The organism is Polaromonas sp. P2_G11 (assembly GCF_056403595.1).
Window position 1 is genome coordinate 991,214 of sequence record NZ_JBFUFE010000001.1, and the last position, 17,098, is coordinate 1,008,311.

At 63.5% G+C, this 17,098-nt stretch carries 17 protein-coding genes; 9 read left to right on the plus strand and 8 right to left on the minus strand.

The window, feature by feature from the left end; genetic code table 11:
• Window positions 1-9: 9 nt before the first annotated feature.
• Together AC1DWQ_RS04815 and AC1DWQ_RS04820 are read right to left on the minus strand one after the other, a co-directional pair.
• On the minus strand, window positions 10-1,008 hold the full coding sequence (locus AC1DWQ_RS04815; RefSeq protein WP_477668608.1) for an FHA domain-containing protein: 999 nt from the start codon (window positions 1,006-1,008) through the stop codon (window positions 10-12).
• On the minus strand, window positions 1,005-2,363 hold the full coding sequence (locus AC1DWQ_RS04820) for a S1 family peptidase (protein WP_477668609.1): 1,359 nt from the start codon (window positions 2,361-2,363) through the stop codon (window positions 1,005-1,007). The genes AC1DWQ_RS04815 and AC1DWQ_RS04820 overlap by 4 nt, the downstream gene beginning before the upstream one ends.
• 117 nt (window positions 2,364-2,480) lie before the next feature.
• Between AC1DWQ_RS04820 and AC1DWQ_RS04825 the strand changes: the two genes are divergently transcribed.
• Window positions 2,481-3,980, plus strand: a complete 1,500-nt coding sequence (locus tag AC1DWQ_RS04825) for an AMP nucleosidase (protein WP_477668610.1) — start codon at window positions 2,481-2,483, stop codon at window positions 3,978-3,980.
• Window positions 3,981-4,071: 91 nt separating this feature from the next.
• Window positions 4,072-4,668, plus strand: coding sequence for a D-alanyl-D-alanine dipeptidase (gene ddpX, locus AC1DWQ_RS04830; protein WP_477668611.1), 597 nt, complete (start codon window positions 4,072-4,074; stop codon window positions 4,666-4,668).
• Here the strand turns inward: ddpX and AC1DWQ_RS04835 are convergent.
• Complete coding sequence (locus AC1DWQ_RS04835; RefSeq protein ID WP_477668612.1) at window positions 4,655-5,764, minus strand: mechanosensitive ion channel family protein; 1,110 nt, start codon at window positions 5,762-5,764, stop codon at window positions 4,655-4,657. The two genes, ddpX and AC1DWQ_RS04835, sit on opposite strands and share 14 nt — an antisense overlap.
• 22 nt (window positions 5,765-5,786) lie before the next feature.
• Window positions 5,787-7,019, minus strand: coding sequence for a formate-dependent phosphoribosylglycinamide formyltransferase (gene purT / locus AC1DWQ_RS04840; RefSeq protein WP_477668613.1), 1,233 nt, complete (start codon window positions 7,017-7,019; stop codon window positions 5,787-5,789).
• Window positions 7,020-7,258: 239 nt separating this feature from the next.
• Here purT and AC1DWQ_RS04845 point away from each other — a divergent pair, with 239 nt between their 5' ends.
• Window positions 7,259-8,050, plus strand: coding sequence for an alpha/beta hydrolase (locus AC1DWQ_RS04845; RefSeq protein WP_477668614.1), 792 nt, complete (start codon window positions 7,259-7,261; stop codon window positions 8,048-8,050).
• Between the two features lie 272 nt (window positions 8,051-8,322).
• Window positions 8,323-9,135 carry a siderophore-interacting protein gene (locus AC1DWQ_RS04850; RefSeq protein ID WP_477668615.1) on the plus strand — a complete coding sequence of 271 codons (813 nt, stop codon included), beginning with the start codon at window positions 8,323-8,325 and terminating at the stop codon, window positions 9,133-9,135.
• Window positions 9,136-9,365: 230 nt separating this feature from the next.
• Here the strand turns inward: AC1DWQ_RS04850 and AC1DWQ_RS04855 are convergent, their stop codons facing one another.
• The 3 genes from AC1DWQ_RS04855 to pcaH all read right to left on the minus strand — a co-directional run bounded on the left by AC1DWQ_RS04855 (window position 9,366) and on the right by pcaH (window position 11,302).
• Window positions 9,366-9,749: a VOC family protein gene (locus AC1DWQ_RS04855; protein ID WP_477668616.1), complete on the minus strand. Its 384-nt coding sequence runs from the start codon at window positions 9,747-9,749 to the stop codon at window positions 9,366-9,368.
• A 223-nt stretch (window positions 9,750-9,972) separates the two neighbouring features.
• Window positions 9,973-10,569 carry a protocatechuate 3,4-dioxygenase subunit alpha gene (gene pcaG, locus AC1DWQ_RS04860; protein WP_477668617.1) on the minus strand — a complete coding sequence of 199 codons (597 nt, stop codon included), beginning with the start codon at window positions 10,567-10,569 and terminating at the stop codon, window positions 9,973-9,975.
• A 19-nt stretch (window positions 10,570-10,588) separates the two neighbouring features.
• Complete coding sequence (gene pcaH, locus AC1DWQ_RS04865) at window positions 10,589-11,302, minus strand: protocatechuate 3,4-dioxygenase subunit beta (RefSeq protein WP_477668618.1); 714 nt, start codon at window positions 11,300-11,302, stop codon at window positions 10,589-10,591.
• A 147-nt stretch (window positions 11,303-11,449) separates the two neighbouring features.
• Between pcaH and pcaQ the strand changes: the two genes are divergently transcribed.
• Window positions 11,450-12,406 carry a pca operon transcription factor PcaQ gene (gene pcaQ, locus AC1DWQ_RS04870; RefSeq protein ID WP_477668619.1) on the plus strand — a complete coding sequence of 319 codons (957 nt, stop codon included), beginning with the start codon at window positions 11,450-11,452 and terminating at the stop codon, window positions 12,404-12,406.
• A gap of 4 nt (window positions 12,407-12,410) precedes the next feature.
• Here the strand turns inward: pcaQ and AC1DWQ_RS04875 are convergent, their stop codons facing one another.
• Window positions 12,411-13,340: a class I SAM-dependent methyltransferase gene (locus AC1DWQ_RS04875; protein WP_477668620.1), complete on the minus strand. Its 930-nt coding sequence runs from the start codon at window positions 13,338-13,340 to the stop codon at window positions 12,411-12,413.
• Window positions 13,341-13,464: 124 nt separating this feature from the next.
• Here AC1DWQ_RS04875 and AC1DWQ_RS04880 point away from each other — a divergent pair, with 124 nt between their 5' ends.
• From AC1DWQ_RS04880 to AC1DWQ_RS04895, 4 genes are all read left to right on the plus strand, one after another.
• Window positions 13,465-13,923: a MarR family winged helix-turn-helix transcriptional regulator gene (locus tag AC1DWQ_RS04880; protein ID WP_477668621.1), complete on the plus strand. Its 459-nt coding sequence runs from the start codon at window positions 13,465-13,467 to the stop codon at window positions 13,921-13,923.
• 67 nt (window positions 13,924-13,990) lie between these two features.
• Entirely contained in the window at window positions 13,991-14,407 is a 417-nt protein-coding gene (locus AC1DWQ_RS04885; RefSeq protein WP_477647553.1) for an organic hydroperoxide resistance protein, read from the plus strand.
• A 291-nt stretch (window positions 14,408-14,698) separates the two neighbouring features.
• A complete protein-coding gene (locus AC1DWQ_RS04890) occupies window positions 14,699-15,805 on the plus strand; it encodes a DUF2855 family protein (RefSeq protein ID WP_477668622.1) in 1,107 nt (368 codons plus the stop codon).
• A 146-nt stretch (window positions 15,806-15,951) separates the two neighbouring features.
• Entirely contained in the window at window positions 15,952-17,025 is a 1,074-nt protein-coding gene (locus tag AC1DWQ_RS04895; protein WP_477668623.1) for a serine/threonine protein kinase, read from the plus strand.
• Window positions 17,026-17,098 lie beyond the last annotated feature (73 nt).

The following is a 17,098-nucleotide window of genomic DNA, read 5'->3' on the forward strand; positions in this document are numbered from 1 at the left end:
CAGGAAATATTAATCCGCGTCCGGGTCTTCGGGCGTATCTGCATCCGGCTCACGGTCTTTCAGGCGTTCGTCGAGGCGCTGGCGGATGGTGCCGGCTTCCCCGAGGAACTGCGCCAGGGGCACAGCCGGCGCCATGCGCAGGGATGGCGGGTAGAGGGTGGACATGTAGAGCTTGTTGGACAGGCGCTTGTTCTGCAGCCAGTTGGTGCCCAGCATGGCCACAATGCCCAGCACGGCCACGCCGGCCACCAGCCCCGCCAGTCCGCGGCGGCGCTGCGGCACGATGACGGTCAGGTGCACATAGATGGCCGCAGCCGCCCCCAATAGCAGCAGCGGCGTCTCAAAGCGCGCAAGGCTTTCTAGCGAGAACATGAAAGCCAGCAGGCCAGCCAGCGTGGCTACCAGCTGTATCGCCACCGAACTGGTGCAGGCAATACGGACATGGCGCCAGAACTGCAGGTGGCCGGTAAATAGCTTGGTGGCCAGGGCCCACAGGCCCGCCCACACGGTGATCGCCATGGCCACCATCGCCATCAGGCCGGGCAATTGCCGCGCCAGCTGGGATGGCTCGGTAAGGGTCAGCCACGACTGCCCCACCACGAGCGCCAGCATGGCGGTCAATGCCAGCAAAGTCCAGCCGGTCGTGCGCCACGGAAAGTGCGGCAGCCGCTCTTCAGCGGCCACCGGCGCCTCCGCCAGGCGCAGCCCCAGCTTCAGCCGGCCCAGGGTCAGGGCCTCGCCGGCAGGCCAGCTGAACTGCGTGCCCTGGCCATGCAGCGTCCGGTTCAGCGCGACACCATTGACCGTGTCCAGCACCTGCACCATCACTTCGCCTTCCGGCGTGCGGTCTATGCGCAAGTGTTCAGCGGCCACATGGCCGTCATCCAATACCAGGTCGGCGGTGAGTGCGCGGCCCACGGTAACGGGCCAGTGCCGCACGTCAAGGCGGCCCACCAGCGCGCCATTGCGGTCGGTGGCCTGCAGCAGGGCGAGATTGCCGGCGCTCATGGTGCGGCCTCCCATTTAAAACCGCCCAGGTAATGCGCCACCAGCTTGAGGCCGTTGTCAAAACTCACACCCTGCGCATCCATGCGTCCCTGCACACCGCGTGTGGACTGGTTGACGGACATGGTCAGCACCGACACATCGTAGAGGCCCGGCAGCTTGCGGTAGGCACTCATGCACACCACGGCGCGCATGGGCATGCCGCCCGTTTCGACGAAGCGTTCGGAGCACTCGGCCGCCGTGGCCTTGCGTGAACCCCGGGTAGAGAAGTACTCATTGCCGAAGCTTTGGGAGTACATGACGGCGAAACGCAAGGGGCCCAGCTTGGGCGCGTTGTAGGCTTCATAGCGCAGGCGGATGTAGCCGGTGTTGAAATCGCCCGCAAACACGTGGCTGTCAATCTGGCAATCGGTACGCTCCAGGTCAAAGGCCTTGAAGTCGGGCTCGCGTCCGCGGCCCCAGCAACGGGCCAGGGAATCTTCGGGCACGGGCACGCTGTAGCCGCCGTGCTTTTGCGCCGTAAGCGGCACCGCTGTGAACTTTTGCGTCAGCAACGCCTGGTGCTCGCCCAGCTGGCGCGCCACCTCGGCATGTGCCGGTTTGGTGATGGGCTTGGCCGAAGCGGCCTTTGCCAGCAGCGCCTGGGCGAATTCGGCAGGAATCAGAAAACTCAGCAAATCGCCGTCCAGCCGCTTGGATACGTTGATACCGACCACCTGGCCGGCGTCGTCCAGCGCCGGGCCGCCACTCATGCCGGGGTTGAGCGCCCCGCCGAAAAAGATGCGCGGGTAAAAGCTGCGCTGCACGAGGCCGTTGTAGGTACCCTCGGTGACCGCAAATCCGATATCCAGCGGATTGCCCAGTGAATAAATGCGTTCGCCGCGCGCCAGGGGCCTGTCCGCCCCGCGAAAAGCCAGCTGCGGCATTCCTGTTGCCGGCGTCTTCACGCGCAGCAGCGCCAGGTCGTTGCGGACGTCGAAGGCAAGCAATTCAACCTCGGCCTCCTTGCCGTCCACCGGCACGTAGACGCCGCGGTAGCGCTCGGGCTCCAGCGCCAGCTGGCTGGCCACATGGAAGTTGGTGATGATGAGCCCGTTGGCCGAGACAAAAAAGCCCGAGCCCACACTGGCCTGGGTGTTGGAGTTGCGCAGCAGGGTGCGGATCTGCACCAGTTTGTCGCGCGTGGTTTCATAGGCACGCTGGGCGTCGCGGGAGATCTGGGCCGGTGCGGCGGCAGCAGGCACCTGCGCGGCGCGGCCCGGTGCGGGGGACTGCGCCTGGGCCACCTGCAGGCACAGGGCGCCGAGCAAGGCTGCAACCAGCGCGCGCAGGTGCCCCGAAGGGTTGTGGTGTTTCATCAGGGCATTCTAGGGTGTGTCACGGTACTTGCCGCACAATGATGTGCATGCCCTGCGGTGCTACGCTTTGCCGAAAACCACCTGCTGTACCTTCACCATAAAAACAAGGCTTTTTTCATGCCCTATCTGCCGCCTTTCATAGCCCCGACCCGCTACAGCGACCCGGCCGCCGCACTGGCACAGGTTCGCGCCATTTATGACCAGCAGATTGCCCACCTGCGCGATGCAATGCAGCGCTATGTGGCCGGCGAAACCCTGCCCGGCCATGTGCGCGCCTGCTACCCTTTCGTGCGCATCCATACCGACACGGTGGCACGCGCCATCCTGGAGACGCCCGACATCTCGCAGCTGAGCTTTGGTTTTGTGGCCGGTCCCGGCCGCTTTGAAACCACACTGACCCGGCCCGACCTCTACGGCAACTATTACCTTGAACAGTTCCGCCTGCTGATGCAGAACCACGATGTGGAGCTGGAAATCGGCACCAGCACGCAGCCCATCCCCATTCACTTCTCATTTGCAGAGAACGACCATATTGAAGGCAACATGGATGCAGCCCGCCGCATGCTGATGCGCGACGTGTTCGACCTGCCCGACCTGGCCGCCATGGACGACGGCATTGCCAATGGAACCTATGAACCCCTGCCCGGCGAGCCGCAGCCGCTGTCGCTGTTCACCGCGGCGCGTGTCGACTATTCGCTGCAGCGCCTGCGCCACTACACCGGCACCTCGCCGCACTGGTTCCAGAACTTCGTGCTGTTCACCAACTACCAGTTCTACATCGACGAGTTCGTGCGCCTGGGCCATGAAGCCATGGCCGACCCGGACAGCGAGTACACCGCCTTCATCGAGCCCGGCAACGTGGTGACCCGGCGCGCCGGGCTGCCCGCCGAGGCCGGCGACGAGCTTGGCGTACAGCCGCCCCGCCTGCCGCAAATGCCGGGCTACCACCTGCTGCGCGCCGACCGCACCGGCATCACCATGGTCAACATCGGCGTGGGCCCGGCCAATGCCAAAAACATCACCGACCACATCGCCGTGCTGCGCCCGCACGCCTGGATCATGCTGGGCCACTGCGCGGGCCTGCGCAACAGCCAGCAGCTGGGCGACTATGTGCTGGCCCACGGCTATGTGCGCGAAGACCATGTGCTGGACGAAGAGCTGCCGCTGTGGGTGCCGATCCCGGCGCTGGCCGAAATCCAGGTCGCGCTGGAAAAAGCCGTGGCCGACGTCACCCATGCCGTCGGCCCCGACCTCAAGCGCATCATGCGCACCGGCACCGTGGCCTCCACCGACAACCGCAACTGGGAGCTGCTGCCGGGCAACCAGCCGCAGCGCCGCTTCAGCCAGAGCCGCGCCGTGGCGCTGGACATGGAAAGCGCAACGATTGCCGCCAACGGCTTTCGCTTTCGCGTGCCGTACGGCACCCTGCTGTGCGTGAGCGACAAGCCGCTGCACGGCGAGATCAAGTTGCCCGGCATGGCCAACCATTTCTACCGCGAGCGCGTGGACCAGCACCTGCGCATCGGGATACGCGCCATCGAGCTGCTGCGCGCCGAAGGCATCACCCAGCTGCACAGCCGCAAGCTGCGCAGTTTTTCGGAAGTCGCGTTCCAGTAGTGCCGTGAAGCCCGCCAGTTGCTATACTTTTGGTAGCTGCTTGCGCTTACCTTCATTGACTTACAGCCTTATTTTTCATAAATACCTGCCCATGGAAAATCTTTCACCGCTCGTTCCTGTCACAGAAGCCAGTCATGGCGTGGTGATCGACCTGATCTACGCAGGCACCAACAACTTCACCGGCCAGGTGATTTATGACAGCCCGCTGTGCTTCTTGCATCCGCAGGCAGACGCCGGCCTGCGCAAAGCCATCACGGCCGCTAAAAACATGGGCTTTCAGCTCAAGATTTTCGACGCCTTCAGACCGCAGGAAGCGCAGGAGGCACTTTGGGCCGTGGCGCCCAACCCCGCCTACATCGCAGATCCGGCCAAGGGCTCCAACCACACACGGGGCGTGGCGCTTGATGTCACGCTGCTGGCGCCGGACGGGCAGGAGCTGGACATGGGCACGCCGGTCGACACCATGACGCGCGGGTCCCATCACTTTCACACGGCACACCCCGTCGCCATACAGGTCAACCGCATGCGGCTGCTCACGGTCATGCTGGAAGCGGGTTTTGTGCACCACCCCAACGAATGGTGGCACTACCAGTTGCCTGACGCCAAAAGCTTTCCGCTGATCGACAGCCATGCTTTCATGCACTGCGTGGCCAATGGCCAGCTGCCCACCCGGCTCAAGGCCGCCTGAGCTCGCCGGCCTGATCGGAAGGAGGGCCGGCCGCCGGCCCCCGCGGCTCGGCTGACTCGGTACGCACCAGCGGCAAATGCTGCGGGTATTCGCGCTGCATGAAGTCCACCAGCGCCTCGCGCACCTTGCAGCGCAAGTCCCAGTTCAGGCTGGAGTTGGCGGACGTCACCAACACCCGCAGCTGCATGCTGCGCTCGCCGACCTCTACCACCTGCAGCAGGCACAGCCGCTTGTCCCATTCGGGCGCCTCCTCGCAAGCGCGCCGTGCCGCCTCGCGCAGCGGGGCCAGGGGCATGCGGTAATCGACCCAGAGAAAGACGGTGCCGATGATCTGGGCGCCGGTGCGCGTCCAGTTCTGGAACGGGTTTTCAATGAACCACTGCAACGGAACGATCAGGCGCCGCTCGTCCCATATCTTCAGCACCACATACGTGCCGGTGATCTCCTCCACCCGACCCCATTCGCCCTGCACGATCAGCACGTCGTCCAGGCGGATGGGCTGCGCCAGCGCCAGCTGCAGGCCGGCAATCAGGTTGCTGAACACGGGCCGGGCCGCGATACCGATCACCAGCCCCGCCACACCCGCCGAAGCCAGCAGGCTGGCCCCGAATTGGCGCGCGCCGGGAAAGGTCATCAGCATCAGGGCCAGCCCGGTCAGCAGCACGATGAACATGGCGGTGCGCGCCAGCATGCGGGTCTGCGTATGGATGCGGCGGGCATTGAGGTTGTCCTCCACATCGACCGGGTGCAGGCCGATCACCCCCATCGCGGCCCCGCGCGCCGCGCGCATGCCTGCCCACGTCAGGGCGGCGAGCAGCAGCAGGCCATTGGCATGGCGCACCCCGTTGATCAGCGGAAAGGTATCCGGCGCGCTGTGCCAGACGATCTGCAGGGCAATCAGGGGCAGCAGCACCTGCACCGGAGAGCGGCATTGTTCGGCGACCCGGGCCATCACCGGCATGGAACGCGTCAGCCGCAGGACAACAACAGCGCCTATGGTGTGCGCCACCAGCGCCAGAACGATGCTGATGCCGGCTGCCAGCAAGACGTGCAGCGATGAGTCGTCGGCCCAGGAGATGAGCGCAGAGAGGTTCATGCCGCAGTCCTCGTCATAGGGGTCAGCCTTTCGGCGCCCGGGGCTTGACCCGGGACGCGGCCAGCTTGGCGTTGTGGCGCGCCACCTCCACGTCGGCATCAAACGCCAGCGCCACGCCCATACGGCGTTTGACAAAACTCTCAGGTTTGCCGAACAGCCGGATGTCGCTGTTGGGCACACGCAGTGCATCGGCCACGCCGTCGAACACGATGCCCTTCGCATCGACGCCGCCATAAATCACGGCGCTGGCGCCCGGGCTCTTGAGCGCGGTGTTGACGGGCAGGCCCAGGATGGCGCGCGCGTGCAGTTCAAATTCGTTTTGCCACTGGGTGCACATCGTCACCATGCCGGTGTCGTGCGGGCGCGGGCTGACTTCGCTGAACCAGACGTCTTCACCCTTCACAAACAGTTCAACACCGAAAAGGCCCAGTCCCGAAGGTTTGCCGTCAAAGCCCAGCCCCAGGTTGTCCGTCACGGCCTTGCAGATGTCGCGGCATTTTTTCAGCGCGTTGGGGCGCATGGGGTGCGGCTGCCAGCTTTCCACATAGTCGCCGCTGACCTGGATGTGGCCGATGGGCTCGCAGAAATGCGTTTCGATGCTTCCGTCGGCGCCCACGGCTCGCACAGTGAGCTGCGTGATCTCGTAATCAAAATCAATAAACCCTTCAACGATCACCCGGCCGTGGCTGACACGGCCGCCGGCCATCGCGTAGTCCCAGGCTTTTTTGACGTCTTCGGGGCCGGAGATTTTGCTTTGGCCCTTGCCCGACGAGCTCATCACCGGCTTGACGACGCAGGGGTAGCCCGTGGTGCCATCGATGGCGGCCTGCAGCTCTTCCAGCGAATCACAAAACTTGTAGGGGCTGGTCGGCAGGCCCAGGGTTTCGGCGGCCAGGCGGCGTATGCCTTCGCGGTCCATGGTCAGGCGCGCGGCACGCGCCGTCGGGATCACGCGCACCACACCGGCGGCCTCAAGCTCTTCGAGCATGGGTGTAGCAATCGCTTCGATCTCTGGCACCACCAGATCGGGCTTTTCTTTTTCAATCAGCGCCTTGAGCTGCGCCGGGTCACTCATGGTGATGGTGCGCGCATGGTGGGCCACCTGCTGGCCCGGCGCGTTGTCATACCGGTCGGTGGCGATGGTTTCAACGCCCAGGCGTTGCAGGGCGATCAGCACTTCCTTGCCCAGCTCGCCGGAGCCGAGCAGCATGACTTTGGTGGCGTGGGAGGAAAGCGGGGTGCCGATGGTGGTCATGAGGGAGGTTCGATAGAGGGGTGTCGAGTTGCAAGCAGATTCAGGCTCAAATTATCGCAGGGCACCAGCCCTGACCACGACCAGGCCGGCACGGACTGCGCAAGGGCGCCTCTTGAAAATCGTCCGGCAAAGCCAAATGGCTTTTCGAAGCCACAAGATTAAATTACGATGATGCACTGTAGAGCTGGCTTGGGCACAAGAGCTTCAAATACCTTATACATATGGAGGGGCGCGCAGCCGTGAATACATTCACCAAGTTTCTGGCAGCCATGGTGCTGCTGATGTGCCTGAGCGTTCAGGCTGACACGGGCGCCATCGGTGTGGTCGTCATGCACGGGAAAGGCGGATCCCCTTCCAGGCTGGTGTCTGATTTGGCCTCCTCGCTTCAGGGACGCGGTTTTCAGGTCGAAAACATCGAAATGCCCTGGTCTGCGCGAAGGGGCTATGACGTCAACGTGGCAACTGCCGAAGCCGAAGTTGAATCTGCGATCAACCGCCTTCGGACAAAAGGTGTCAACAAGGTATTTGTTGCAGGCCACAGCCAGGGCGGAATATTCGCTCTTTATTTCGGGAGCAAATACAAGGTGGACGGCGTGGTCGCCATCGCGCCTGGCGGCAACGTTGGAAGCACTTTATTTCGCGAGAAGCTCGCAGAGGCGTTGTCCCTGGCTCGCAAGAACCTTGACGAGGGCAAGGGTGCGGAGAAAGTTCAGTTGTCAGATTACGAAGGCAGCAAAGGTGTCTACCCCGTGGTCACAACGCCAGCCAGCTATCTGACATGGTTTGAGCCTGAAGGTGCGATGAACCAGGTCAACGCCATGAAGGCATTCAAGGCCGAGACGCCCGTGCTTTACATCGCACCGGTCAATGACTACCCAGCGTTGGCGCGAGCCAATGGTCAACTGTTCGAACTCCTGCCGAAGCATCCACTGACCCAGCTCTATCAACCGGCGTCCAGTCACCTCAACGCACCGGCCTCGTCAGCCCAAGCCATCGGTGACTGGATGAGTACGGTCTCGGGCAACAAGTAACCCCATTGGTCCGCCCAGCCCTGGGCAGACCTTCGACTGCCCTTTGCGCCGGTTCTGGTCGCCCCTTGAGGCGCTTGCGGAGGTTGGCGCGCTGTCTTTCGGGCTATTGGCTACCCATGAGCTGCGGGCACCTCGCGCTGCGGGGCGATGAGCAGGACGCAAGCCACCGTCTTTCCCCCTTCAATCCACCAGCCCATTGCAATCAGATGATAATTATTCTCAATTAGAGTTTTAACCTTTGGGCAGCGCGATGCCTCGCCCTGAAAGACACCATGTCCACAATACCGCAGGCCACCGCCCCTTCTCCCGAGACCGCACCGCGCAAGCGCCGGCCGCCACGCCACGTGCAGGTCACTCGCGTGCAAACCCTGAGCCCGCTGATGCGCCGCATCACACTGCAAGGCGCGGAACTGGAAGGCTTTGAGGTGGCCGACCCGGCCTGCTACATGAAGCTGATTTTTCCCGAGCCGGGACAAACCGAGCCTGACCGTCCCTTGCCCGATGGCCCGCGAGCGAAGTCCATGCGCACTTACACGCCGCTGGCGGTGCGCAGCGATGTGCTGGAAGTCGATGTCGATTTTGTGCTGCACGGCGATGGCCCCGCATCCACCTGGGCGGCGCAGGCGCAGCCGGGCCAGGTGCTGTATTTGATGGGCCCAGGCCCGGGCTACAAAGTTCAGCTGGATGCGCCCGCGCATTTTTTGATCGGTGACGACAGCGCCTTGCCCGCGTTTGAAACCATTCTGGCCAGCTTGCCCGCGAGCGCGCAAGTTCAGGTGCTTGTCGAGGTGGTGGACGCAGCTGAAGAGCGCCCGCTGCAAAGCACCGCCAAAGTGAATGCCCAATGGGTCGCCCGTGGCGCCGACAACAACAAGGCCGGCCAGGCACTGGAAGCCGCGTTGCGCAAAGCCGGCGCACCCGCACCCGGCACGCGCATTTACCTGGCCTGCGAGGCGGCGGCCATGCGCCGACTACGCCAGTTGCTGATTGAAGAGCTGGGTGTGGAACGCAGCAGCATTGTGGGCCGTGGCTACTGGAAGTTGGGGACCATCAACCACCCGGACCATGATTACGGCGAGGATTGAGCCCCCACGCTCCCCCACTGCGTGTGGGTCGCTGCCCCCCCGAGGGGGCCGCCCGCCTGTGGCCCGGCAAAGCCGGTTCCACGGCTCATGCTGGGTTTAAGAGTTCAGTAGGCGTGATCAGCGTCGGGTATTTCGCAAGCGGGGGCCGAGGGTCCGGCTTCGCCGGCCCCAGGCGCCGCCCCCTTGAGGGGGGAACAGGCTACACGCAGTGAGCCTGGACGGGGGTGGATTCATCTTCGCGCATAACTTACCGTGAGCATCTCCCACTGGTGCCCCTCGGGCTCGTTCCAGTAAATGCCTTTGCCGCCAAGGTACGTGCTGACCTGCATGTCCATGGGGCCGCGCACCGAGCTGCGGTACTTGATTCCAGCCGCCTGGATGCGCCCCAGGATCGCATCGAATTCCTGCTCGCTCACGCGAAAGCAGAAATGCTCGACGGGAAAGTCTTCGTCGGTGTCGATGAAGTCCAGCGTCAGGCCTTCGTTGATGAAGACAGCCGAGAAAGGTCCTATCGTGGTTTCAGCCCACGGCACGCCGAGCAGCTCTGCCAAGGACCTGGCCGAAGCCACCTTGTCGCGCGCCGATACGATGAAGTGGTCCAGATGAATGGTCATGGCAGGCCTCTTGATGGTGTTGGCCTGTTTTATAGCGCGGGCGGGCCACGACTGTGCACCGGCGTGCGTAACAACCTTCATGGCGGCATTGCCGCCATGGCCGCGTGGCTGTAGCCTTACGAGCAGTTCTTATGAGAAAAATGGCTGCAGACCAATAGGGACGAGCGCAATCAGCTATCTAATTAATAGCAATCAAGGCCGGCCGCTCAACCCCGGTCCACGCTCACAGGTCGAAGAACACTGTTTCCTTGCCGGCGGCGCTGTCCTGCATGCGGATGTCGAATCGGTATACCGCTCCGGCCCCCGTCATGTCGCGTTGGGCAACCAGGGTGCTGCGCCGTTCGGCCGGCACGCTTGCCAGCACCGCGTCTTTGCTGTTCGCCCCCGCTTCATCATCAAAGTAGATGCGCGTGAACGTATGCACCAGCAGGCCGCGCATGGTGACGCAGACGTTGATGAACGGTGCTTGCCCCGCCACCGCACCGGGCTTGACGGTGAAGAACTCGTAATGGCTTTGCGCCAGGGTGCCGGTGCCGCAGCGGCCGAAGCCGGTGAAGCCGCGCGCTTCGGCATCGGCCACCGACGAGATGGGCTGCCCACTGCCGTCGGGCTGGGCAATCTCGACCATCGCGTCCATCACGGCATTGCCGGCGCCGTCAAACACCTGGCCGGTGATACGGATGTGCTCGCCCTTCGCAGTGGGCTGGGCCAGCACCGGCGTGAACAGGCTTTTGAGGTCGTAGCCGTATTGCGTGGGCGTAAGGCCGTAGGCAAAAAAGGGACCGACGGTTTGCGATGGAGTTTGTTTGAGTTGGCTCATGGTGTTGTCCTTCCGCCGCTTATTCAAAGCGCGTGGCTTTGGGGCCGCGCAGCACGATGTCGAACACATAGCCCAGCGCGTAGTCGGGCTGGGTCACGTCGAGGCTGAATTTCGAGACCATCAGCTCGCGCACGCTTTCGGGCGCGCCCATGTACATGGGGTCGTAACCCAGCAGCGGGTCGCCGGGGAAATACATCTGCGTGACCAGGCGGCTGGCGAAGTAGTCACCGAACAGCGAGAAGTGAATATGCTGCGGACGCCAGGCATTGGGGTGGTTGCCCCAGGGGTAGGCACCGGGCTTGATGGTCTTGAAGCTGTAGTGGCCTTCGTTGTCGGTCATGCAGCGGCCGGCGCCCAGAAAGTTCGGGTCCAGCGGCGCGTCGTGCTGGTCGACCTTGTGCACGTAGCGGCCGGCCGCGTTGGCCTGCCAGACTTCCACCAGCGTGTTGCGCACGGGGCGGCCGTCTTCGTCGAGCACACGGCCGGTGACGATGATGCGTTCACCCAGCGGGTCGCCGTTCATCACGGCATTTTTGGTCAGGTCGCTGTCCAGCGGGCCGAATTGCCCGGCGCCATAGACGGGCGCATTGAGTTGCGCCAGAGCCTGCTTGATGGGCACCAGCGGCTGCTTGGGGCCGCGCAGCAAGGTGGACTTGTAGCCTGGATAGATGTGAGGCGAATGGCTGGTCCAGTCGCGTGGGGCCAGAAAGCTGTTGTTCAGATCGGGTTTCATCGATGTCTCCAGAGGTCGAAAGAGGTTGGCGCCTTTTTAGCAGGCGCTTTTCGGGTTTTTCGTGCTGAGCCGACTTTAATCGGCCGAAACAGTTATGTATATTGACATTTTCTCGACTTATCCATAACCAGATGGTCAAATCGGAGCATGGTCGATGAACGCATCAAATACCGGCACCTGCAGTGCTTTCTGGCGGTGGCGCAGCATGGCAGCCTGCAAAAGGCGGCCGACGTGCTCGCCATCACGCAGCCCGCCGTATCCAAAACCCTGAAAGAACTTGAGGGCCTGCTGGCGGTGCGGTTGTTTGAGCGCGGGCGCAAGGGCGCCGTGCCCACACGCGAGGGCGAAGCCTTTTTGCGGCATGCCGGCGCCAGCGTCAGCGCGCTGCGTGAAGCGGTCGCCAGCGTCGCGCAGACACGGCGGCAGGGCAGCGCGGTGATTGCCATCGGTGTGCTGCCGACGGTGGCACCGTGGCTGATGCCCTTGCTGCTGGCGCGGCAAGAGGCTCAGTCCGGGCCGGATGCGCACACCAGCCTGCGCATCCAGACCGGCTCCAACCCCGAACTGCTGGCCAGCCTGCGCCAGCGCGAACTGGACCTGGTGATTGGACGTTTTGCCGAGCCGGCCCATATGTTGGGGCTGACGTTTGAGCACCTGTACGCCGACCCCTTGGTATTGGCAGTGCGCCCCGGCCACCCCCTGCTGGCGCAGGCCGGGCGCAAGGCCGATCCGCTGGCCGGCTTGCAGGCCTTCCCCGCGATACTGCCCACGCAGGGCACGGCCATACGCCATACCGCCGACAGCTTTTTCCTCACGCGCGGCCTGCCGCCGCCTATGCGCCTGGTCGAAACGCTGTCGGTGTCCATCGCACGCGGCTATGCGCTGCAAAGCGATGCGGTCTGGCTTGCGCCGCTGGGGGCTGTGCGGCCGGACCTGGAGAGCGGCACGCTGGTGCGCCTGCCCGTCAGCATGGCGGGCACCGAAGAGCTGGTGGGGTTGACGCTGCGTGCCGACATGGCGCCCACCGAGGCACAGCACCAGCTGATTGCCACCATTCGCGTGCTGGCGGCAGAACGCCGCAGCGAAGCGCCGGCCCTGCTTTAGGCTTCTAGGCCGGCTCGGCCTGCACCGCAAAGCGTGCCGTCAGTTCACCCAGACCCAGCTCTTCAAGCACCTCGCGCAAACGCGCTTGGGCGGCACGGGTTTTACCGGCCTGGGGTTGCTCGGGCCTGCTGGCCAGGATGAGTTCGTTCTTCATCGAATGCTCCCAGCCCACGAGCTCAGTCACCGTGACCTGGTAGCCGTTGGCTTCGAGCTGCAGGCAGCGCAACACATTGGTGATCTGGCTGCCGAATTCGCGCGTGTGCAGCGGGTGCCGCCACAGTTCGGCCAGCGGCGTGCGAGACAGTGACAGGGCACGGCTTTTCTTCAGCACACCGGCCACTTCGGCCTGGCAGCACGGCACCAGCACCATGTGGCGCGCGTTTTTGGCCAGCCCGAATGCAATGGCGTCATCGGTGGCCGTGTCGCAGGCATGCAGGGCGGTGACGATGTCCACAGTGGGCGGGAGTTCAGCCGAAGTGGTGGCCTCCTGCACCGATAGGTTCAGGAACGACATGCGCGAAAAACCCAGCCGCTGGGCCAGCACACGTGACTTGTCGACAAGTTCGGCGCGGGTTTCGATGCCGTACACATGGCCTGCGGTTTTTTCACCGCGGTGCGCGACATTAAAAAACAGGTCGTACAGGATGAAGCCGAGATACGACTTGCCGGCGCCGTGGTCGGCCAGGGTGAAGTCCGCCTTCTCCGCAGCCACCTCATTGAGCAAGGGCTCGATGAACTGGTACAGGTGATAGACCTGCTTGAGCTTGCGCCGCGTGTCCTGGTTGAGCTTGCCTTCGCGCGTGAGGATGTGCAGTTCCTTGAGCAGCTCGATGGACTGGCCGGGGCGAAGTTCTTCGATGATTTGTGCTGCGGATGCGGGCTTTCCTGAGCCCTTCGAAGGCTTTGCCGCGCGCGCGGTGCTGGGTGTTTGCATGGCCTCAAGTTTAGTGGTGTGCTCCCGGTACAGGCGGCCCCGGTACAAAGCCCCTGGGAATCGGCACGGAACACCTGGAAACAATTAACTTGCACACAATTCAATTGTTCGCTATAATTCATCCATGCCCAACAAAACCGACACCGCAAATGCCACTGACGCCATGCTGCAGCTGGACAACCAGCTGTGCTTTGCGCTGTATTCCACCTCTTTGGCCATGACCAAGCTGTACAAGCCCATGCTCGAAGAGATGGGGCTGACCTATCCGCAATACCTCGCGATGCTGGTGCTGTGGGAGCAGGACGGCCTGACGGTTTCGGAACTCGGTGAACGGCTTTACCTGGATTCGGGCACGCTGACCCCGCTGCTCAAGCGCATGGAATCTGCCGGGCTGCTTTCACGCATTCGCGCAGTGGAAGACGAGCGCCGCGTTCACATTACGCTGACGGCAGCCGGCCGCAAGCTCAAGGCCAGGGCCGCAAAGATTCCGGGCTGCATCCTGAGCGCCACCCAGTGCTCGATTCCCGAGCTGGTGTCGCTGACGCAGCAGGTGCAGTCGTTTCGCAACCGCCTCACCGGCTGATTTCTTTCACCATTTCACTGAATTTTTAACCCGCCCCGATCCGGGGTATTTTCCAAAGGAAGCCACCATGACCACACTCGAAAAAGTTCTCTACACCGCCCACGCCCACACCACCGGCGGCCGTGACGGCAAGTCCAAGACCGACGACGGCCGCCTGGACGTCACGCTGAGCTCGCCCGGCACCGCCGGAACCGGCACCAACCCCGAGCAGCTCTTCGCAGCCGGCTACGCAGCCTGCTTCATCGGCGCGATGAAGGCTGTCGGCGGCATGAAGAAAATCGACGTGCCAGCAGATGTTTCCATCGACTCCAGCGTTGACCTGGGCAAGATCCCGAACGGCTACGGCATCGCCGTGCGCCTGGACATCACCCTGCCCGGCATGGACCGCGCCGCAGCACAAGCGCTGGTGGATGCAGCGCACCAGGTTTGCCCTTACTCGAACGCCACCCGCGGCAATATTGACGTGACCATTACCCTGAAGTAATAGAGCCCCCACGGTCGCTCACTGCGTGTAGCTCCCTGCCCCCCGAGGGGGCCGCCCGCCTGCGGCCCGGCGAAGCCAGTCCCGCGGCTCGTGCTGGCATGAAGAGTTCAGCGCGTAAACAGCGCGGGGTATTTCACCAGCAGGGGCCGCGGAACCGGCTTCGCCGGGCCGCAGGCGCCGCCCCCTCGAGGGGGGAACAGGCTACACGCAGTGAGCCTGGACGGGGGTGGTTGTCACCTACGCGGCCCGCCGGTGTTGAACCGGCGGGCCGTTTCATTTAGGGTGCTGTGCATGAACGACACCGCCCTCACAACCTCCTTTCAGGTCCGGAAAGATGACCTTGCCCAAACTCGCTGGCACACCGATCCGCATTTGCCGCTCACGACCGGCCAGGTGCGGCTGCGCATCGACTCATTTGCGCTGACCTCCAACAACATCACGTACGCGGCCTTTGGCGAGGCGATGAACTACTGGCAGTTTTTCCCGACCGGGGAAGACGGCTGGGGCTGCATCCCGGTCTGGGGGTTTGCCACGGTGGCGGAGTCGCAATGCGAGGGCGTAGCCGTGGGGGAGAAGTTTTACGGCTACTACCCCATGGCCGGCGAGCTGGTGCTGCAGCCGGCCCGCGTGACGCCCGCCGGCTTCTTTGACGGCGCCGCGCACCGGCGGGCCTTGCCGGTGGCCTACAACCAGTACATGCGCTGCAGCGCGGACCCGTTTTACGACGCGGCCACCGAAGATGTGCAGTCGCTGCTGCGCCCGCTGTTCATCACCTCCTTCCTGATTGACGACTTTCTGGCGGACAACGACTTCTTCGGCGCCAACGCCATGCTGCTGTCCAGCGCCTCCAGCAAAACGGCATATGGCACAGCCTTTCAGCTGGCAAAGCGGCCGGGTATTGAGGTGATAGCGCTGACTTCGCCAGGCAACGTCGCTTTTTGTGAAAGCCTGGGGTGCTACAGCCGCGTAGTGACCTATGACCAGCTCGAGGCGATTGCTGCCGACACGGCTTGCGTGTACGTCGACTTCGCGGGCAGCGCCGGCCTGCGCCAGCGCATTCATACGCGCTTTGGCCAGCTTCGCTACAACTGTTCGATAGGCGGCACGCATGTGGACGACCTGGCCGCCAAAGGCTGCGCAAAAGACTTGCCCGGCCCCCGGCCCACGCTGTTCTTTGCACCTTCACAGGTCAAGAAACGCATCACCGACTGGGGTGAAGAAGGCTTTGGAAAGCAGCTGGTGCGCGCCTGGCGGGATTTCACGCAGCAGGTGACGGGTGCCAAAACGCCCTGGCTCATCGCCCAGCGGCATGCCGGGCAGACTGCGGTGCAAACCGCTTACCAGGAAGTGCTGGCCGGCAAGGGAGACCCGCGCACCGGCCACATCCTGCAGCCCTGATTCTTTCCACCTTCAACGGACAGGCGCTACGGTTTTTATAGCTGCTCGCGCCCGTTTTTATTGGCCTGCAGGCATTTTTCGCTTGAGAAACAGGCGTTTACAAGCCCCTGCTGGCAGCGCACCGTCATCTGCGCCGACAATCAGGCATGACAGAAAAACACAAGGCTCCAGCGCACGCAACGCTGCACGCGTACGAGACATTGACACCTGACGTGGTGCTCGATGCGCTGGCCAGCGTCGGTTTGCTGGGCGACGGCCGTCTGATGGCGCTTTCGAGCTACGAGAACCGGGTTTACCAGATCCATCTTGAGAGCCCCGTGGGCGACGCAGACCTGGCGGGCGATGTCGTGGTGGCCAAGTTTTACCGGCCGGACCGCTGGACCGATGAACAGATTGCCGAAGAACACGCCTTCGCCGCCGAGCTGATGGCCGCCGAGATACCTGTAGTGGGCGCGCTGGTGCTGGAAGGCCGCACGGTGCACCACTTCAAGGGCTTCAGTTTCAGCGTGTCGCCCAGCCGCGGCGGGCGGCGGCCCGAGCTGGACAACCTGGAAGTGCTGGAATGGATAGGCCGTTTCCTGGCGCGCATCCACACCGTTGGCAGCGCCAAACCGTTTGCGCACCGGCCGGCCCTGAACCTGCAGACCTTTGGTTATGCCTCGCGCGACATCCTGCTGGCGGGCGGCAACCATGGCGCCCAAGGTTCCCACGGCTACATCCCGCTGGACATGGAGTCGCGCTGGCGCAAGGCGTTTGATGAAGCCATGCTGGTGGCGCAAACCGTGTTTGAAAGCGTGGGCGACGTGAAGAACCTGCGCCTGCACGGTGACTGCCACCCCGGCAACATTTTGTGGACACCCGAGGGCCTGCCGCTGGCCGGCCCGCATTTTGTCGACCTGGACGATGCGCGTACCGGCCCGGCGGTGCAGGATTTGTGGATGCTGGTGTCGGGCGACCGCGCGCAGTGCACCCGCCAGCTGGGTGCGCTCGTAGACGGCTACGAAGAGTTCCGCGAATTCGACCGGCGCGAGCTCGCGCTGATCGAGCCGCTGCGCACGCTGCGCCTGGTGCACTACAGCGCCTGGCTGGCACAGCGTTGGCATGACCCGATCTTCCCGATCAATTTCCCCTGGTTCGGCTCCAGCGACTACTGGAAAAGCCAGGTCGATATGCTGGAAGAGCAGACTGAGGCGATGCAGGAAGCGCCGCTGGTGTGTTGAGTGGGCGTATCTACGCCCCCTACGGCTCGGAAATTGCTATTTATTTGATAGCTGCTCGCGCACGTATATAAAG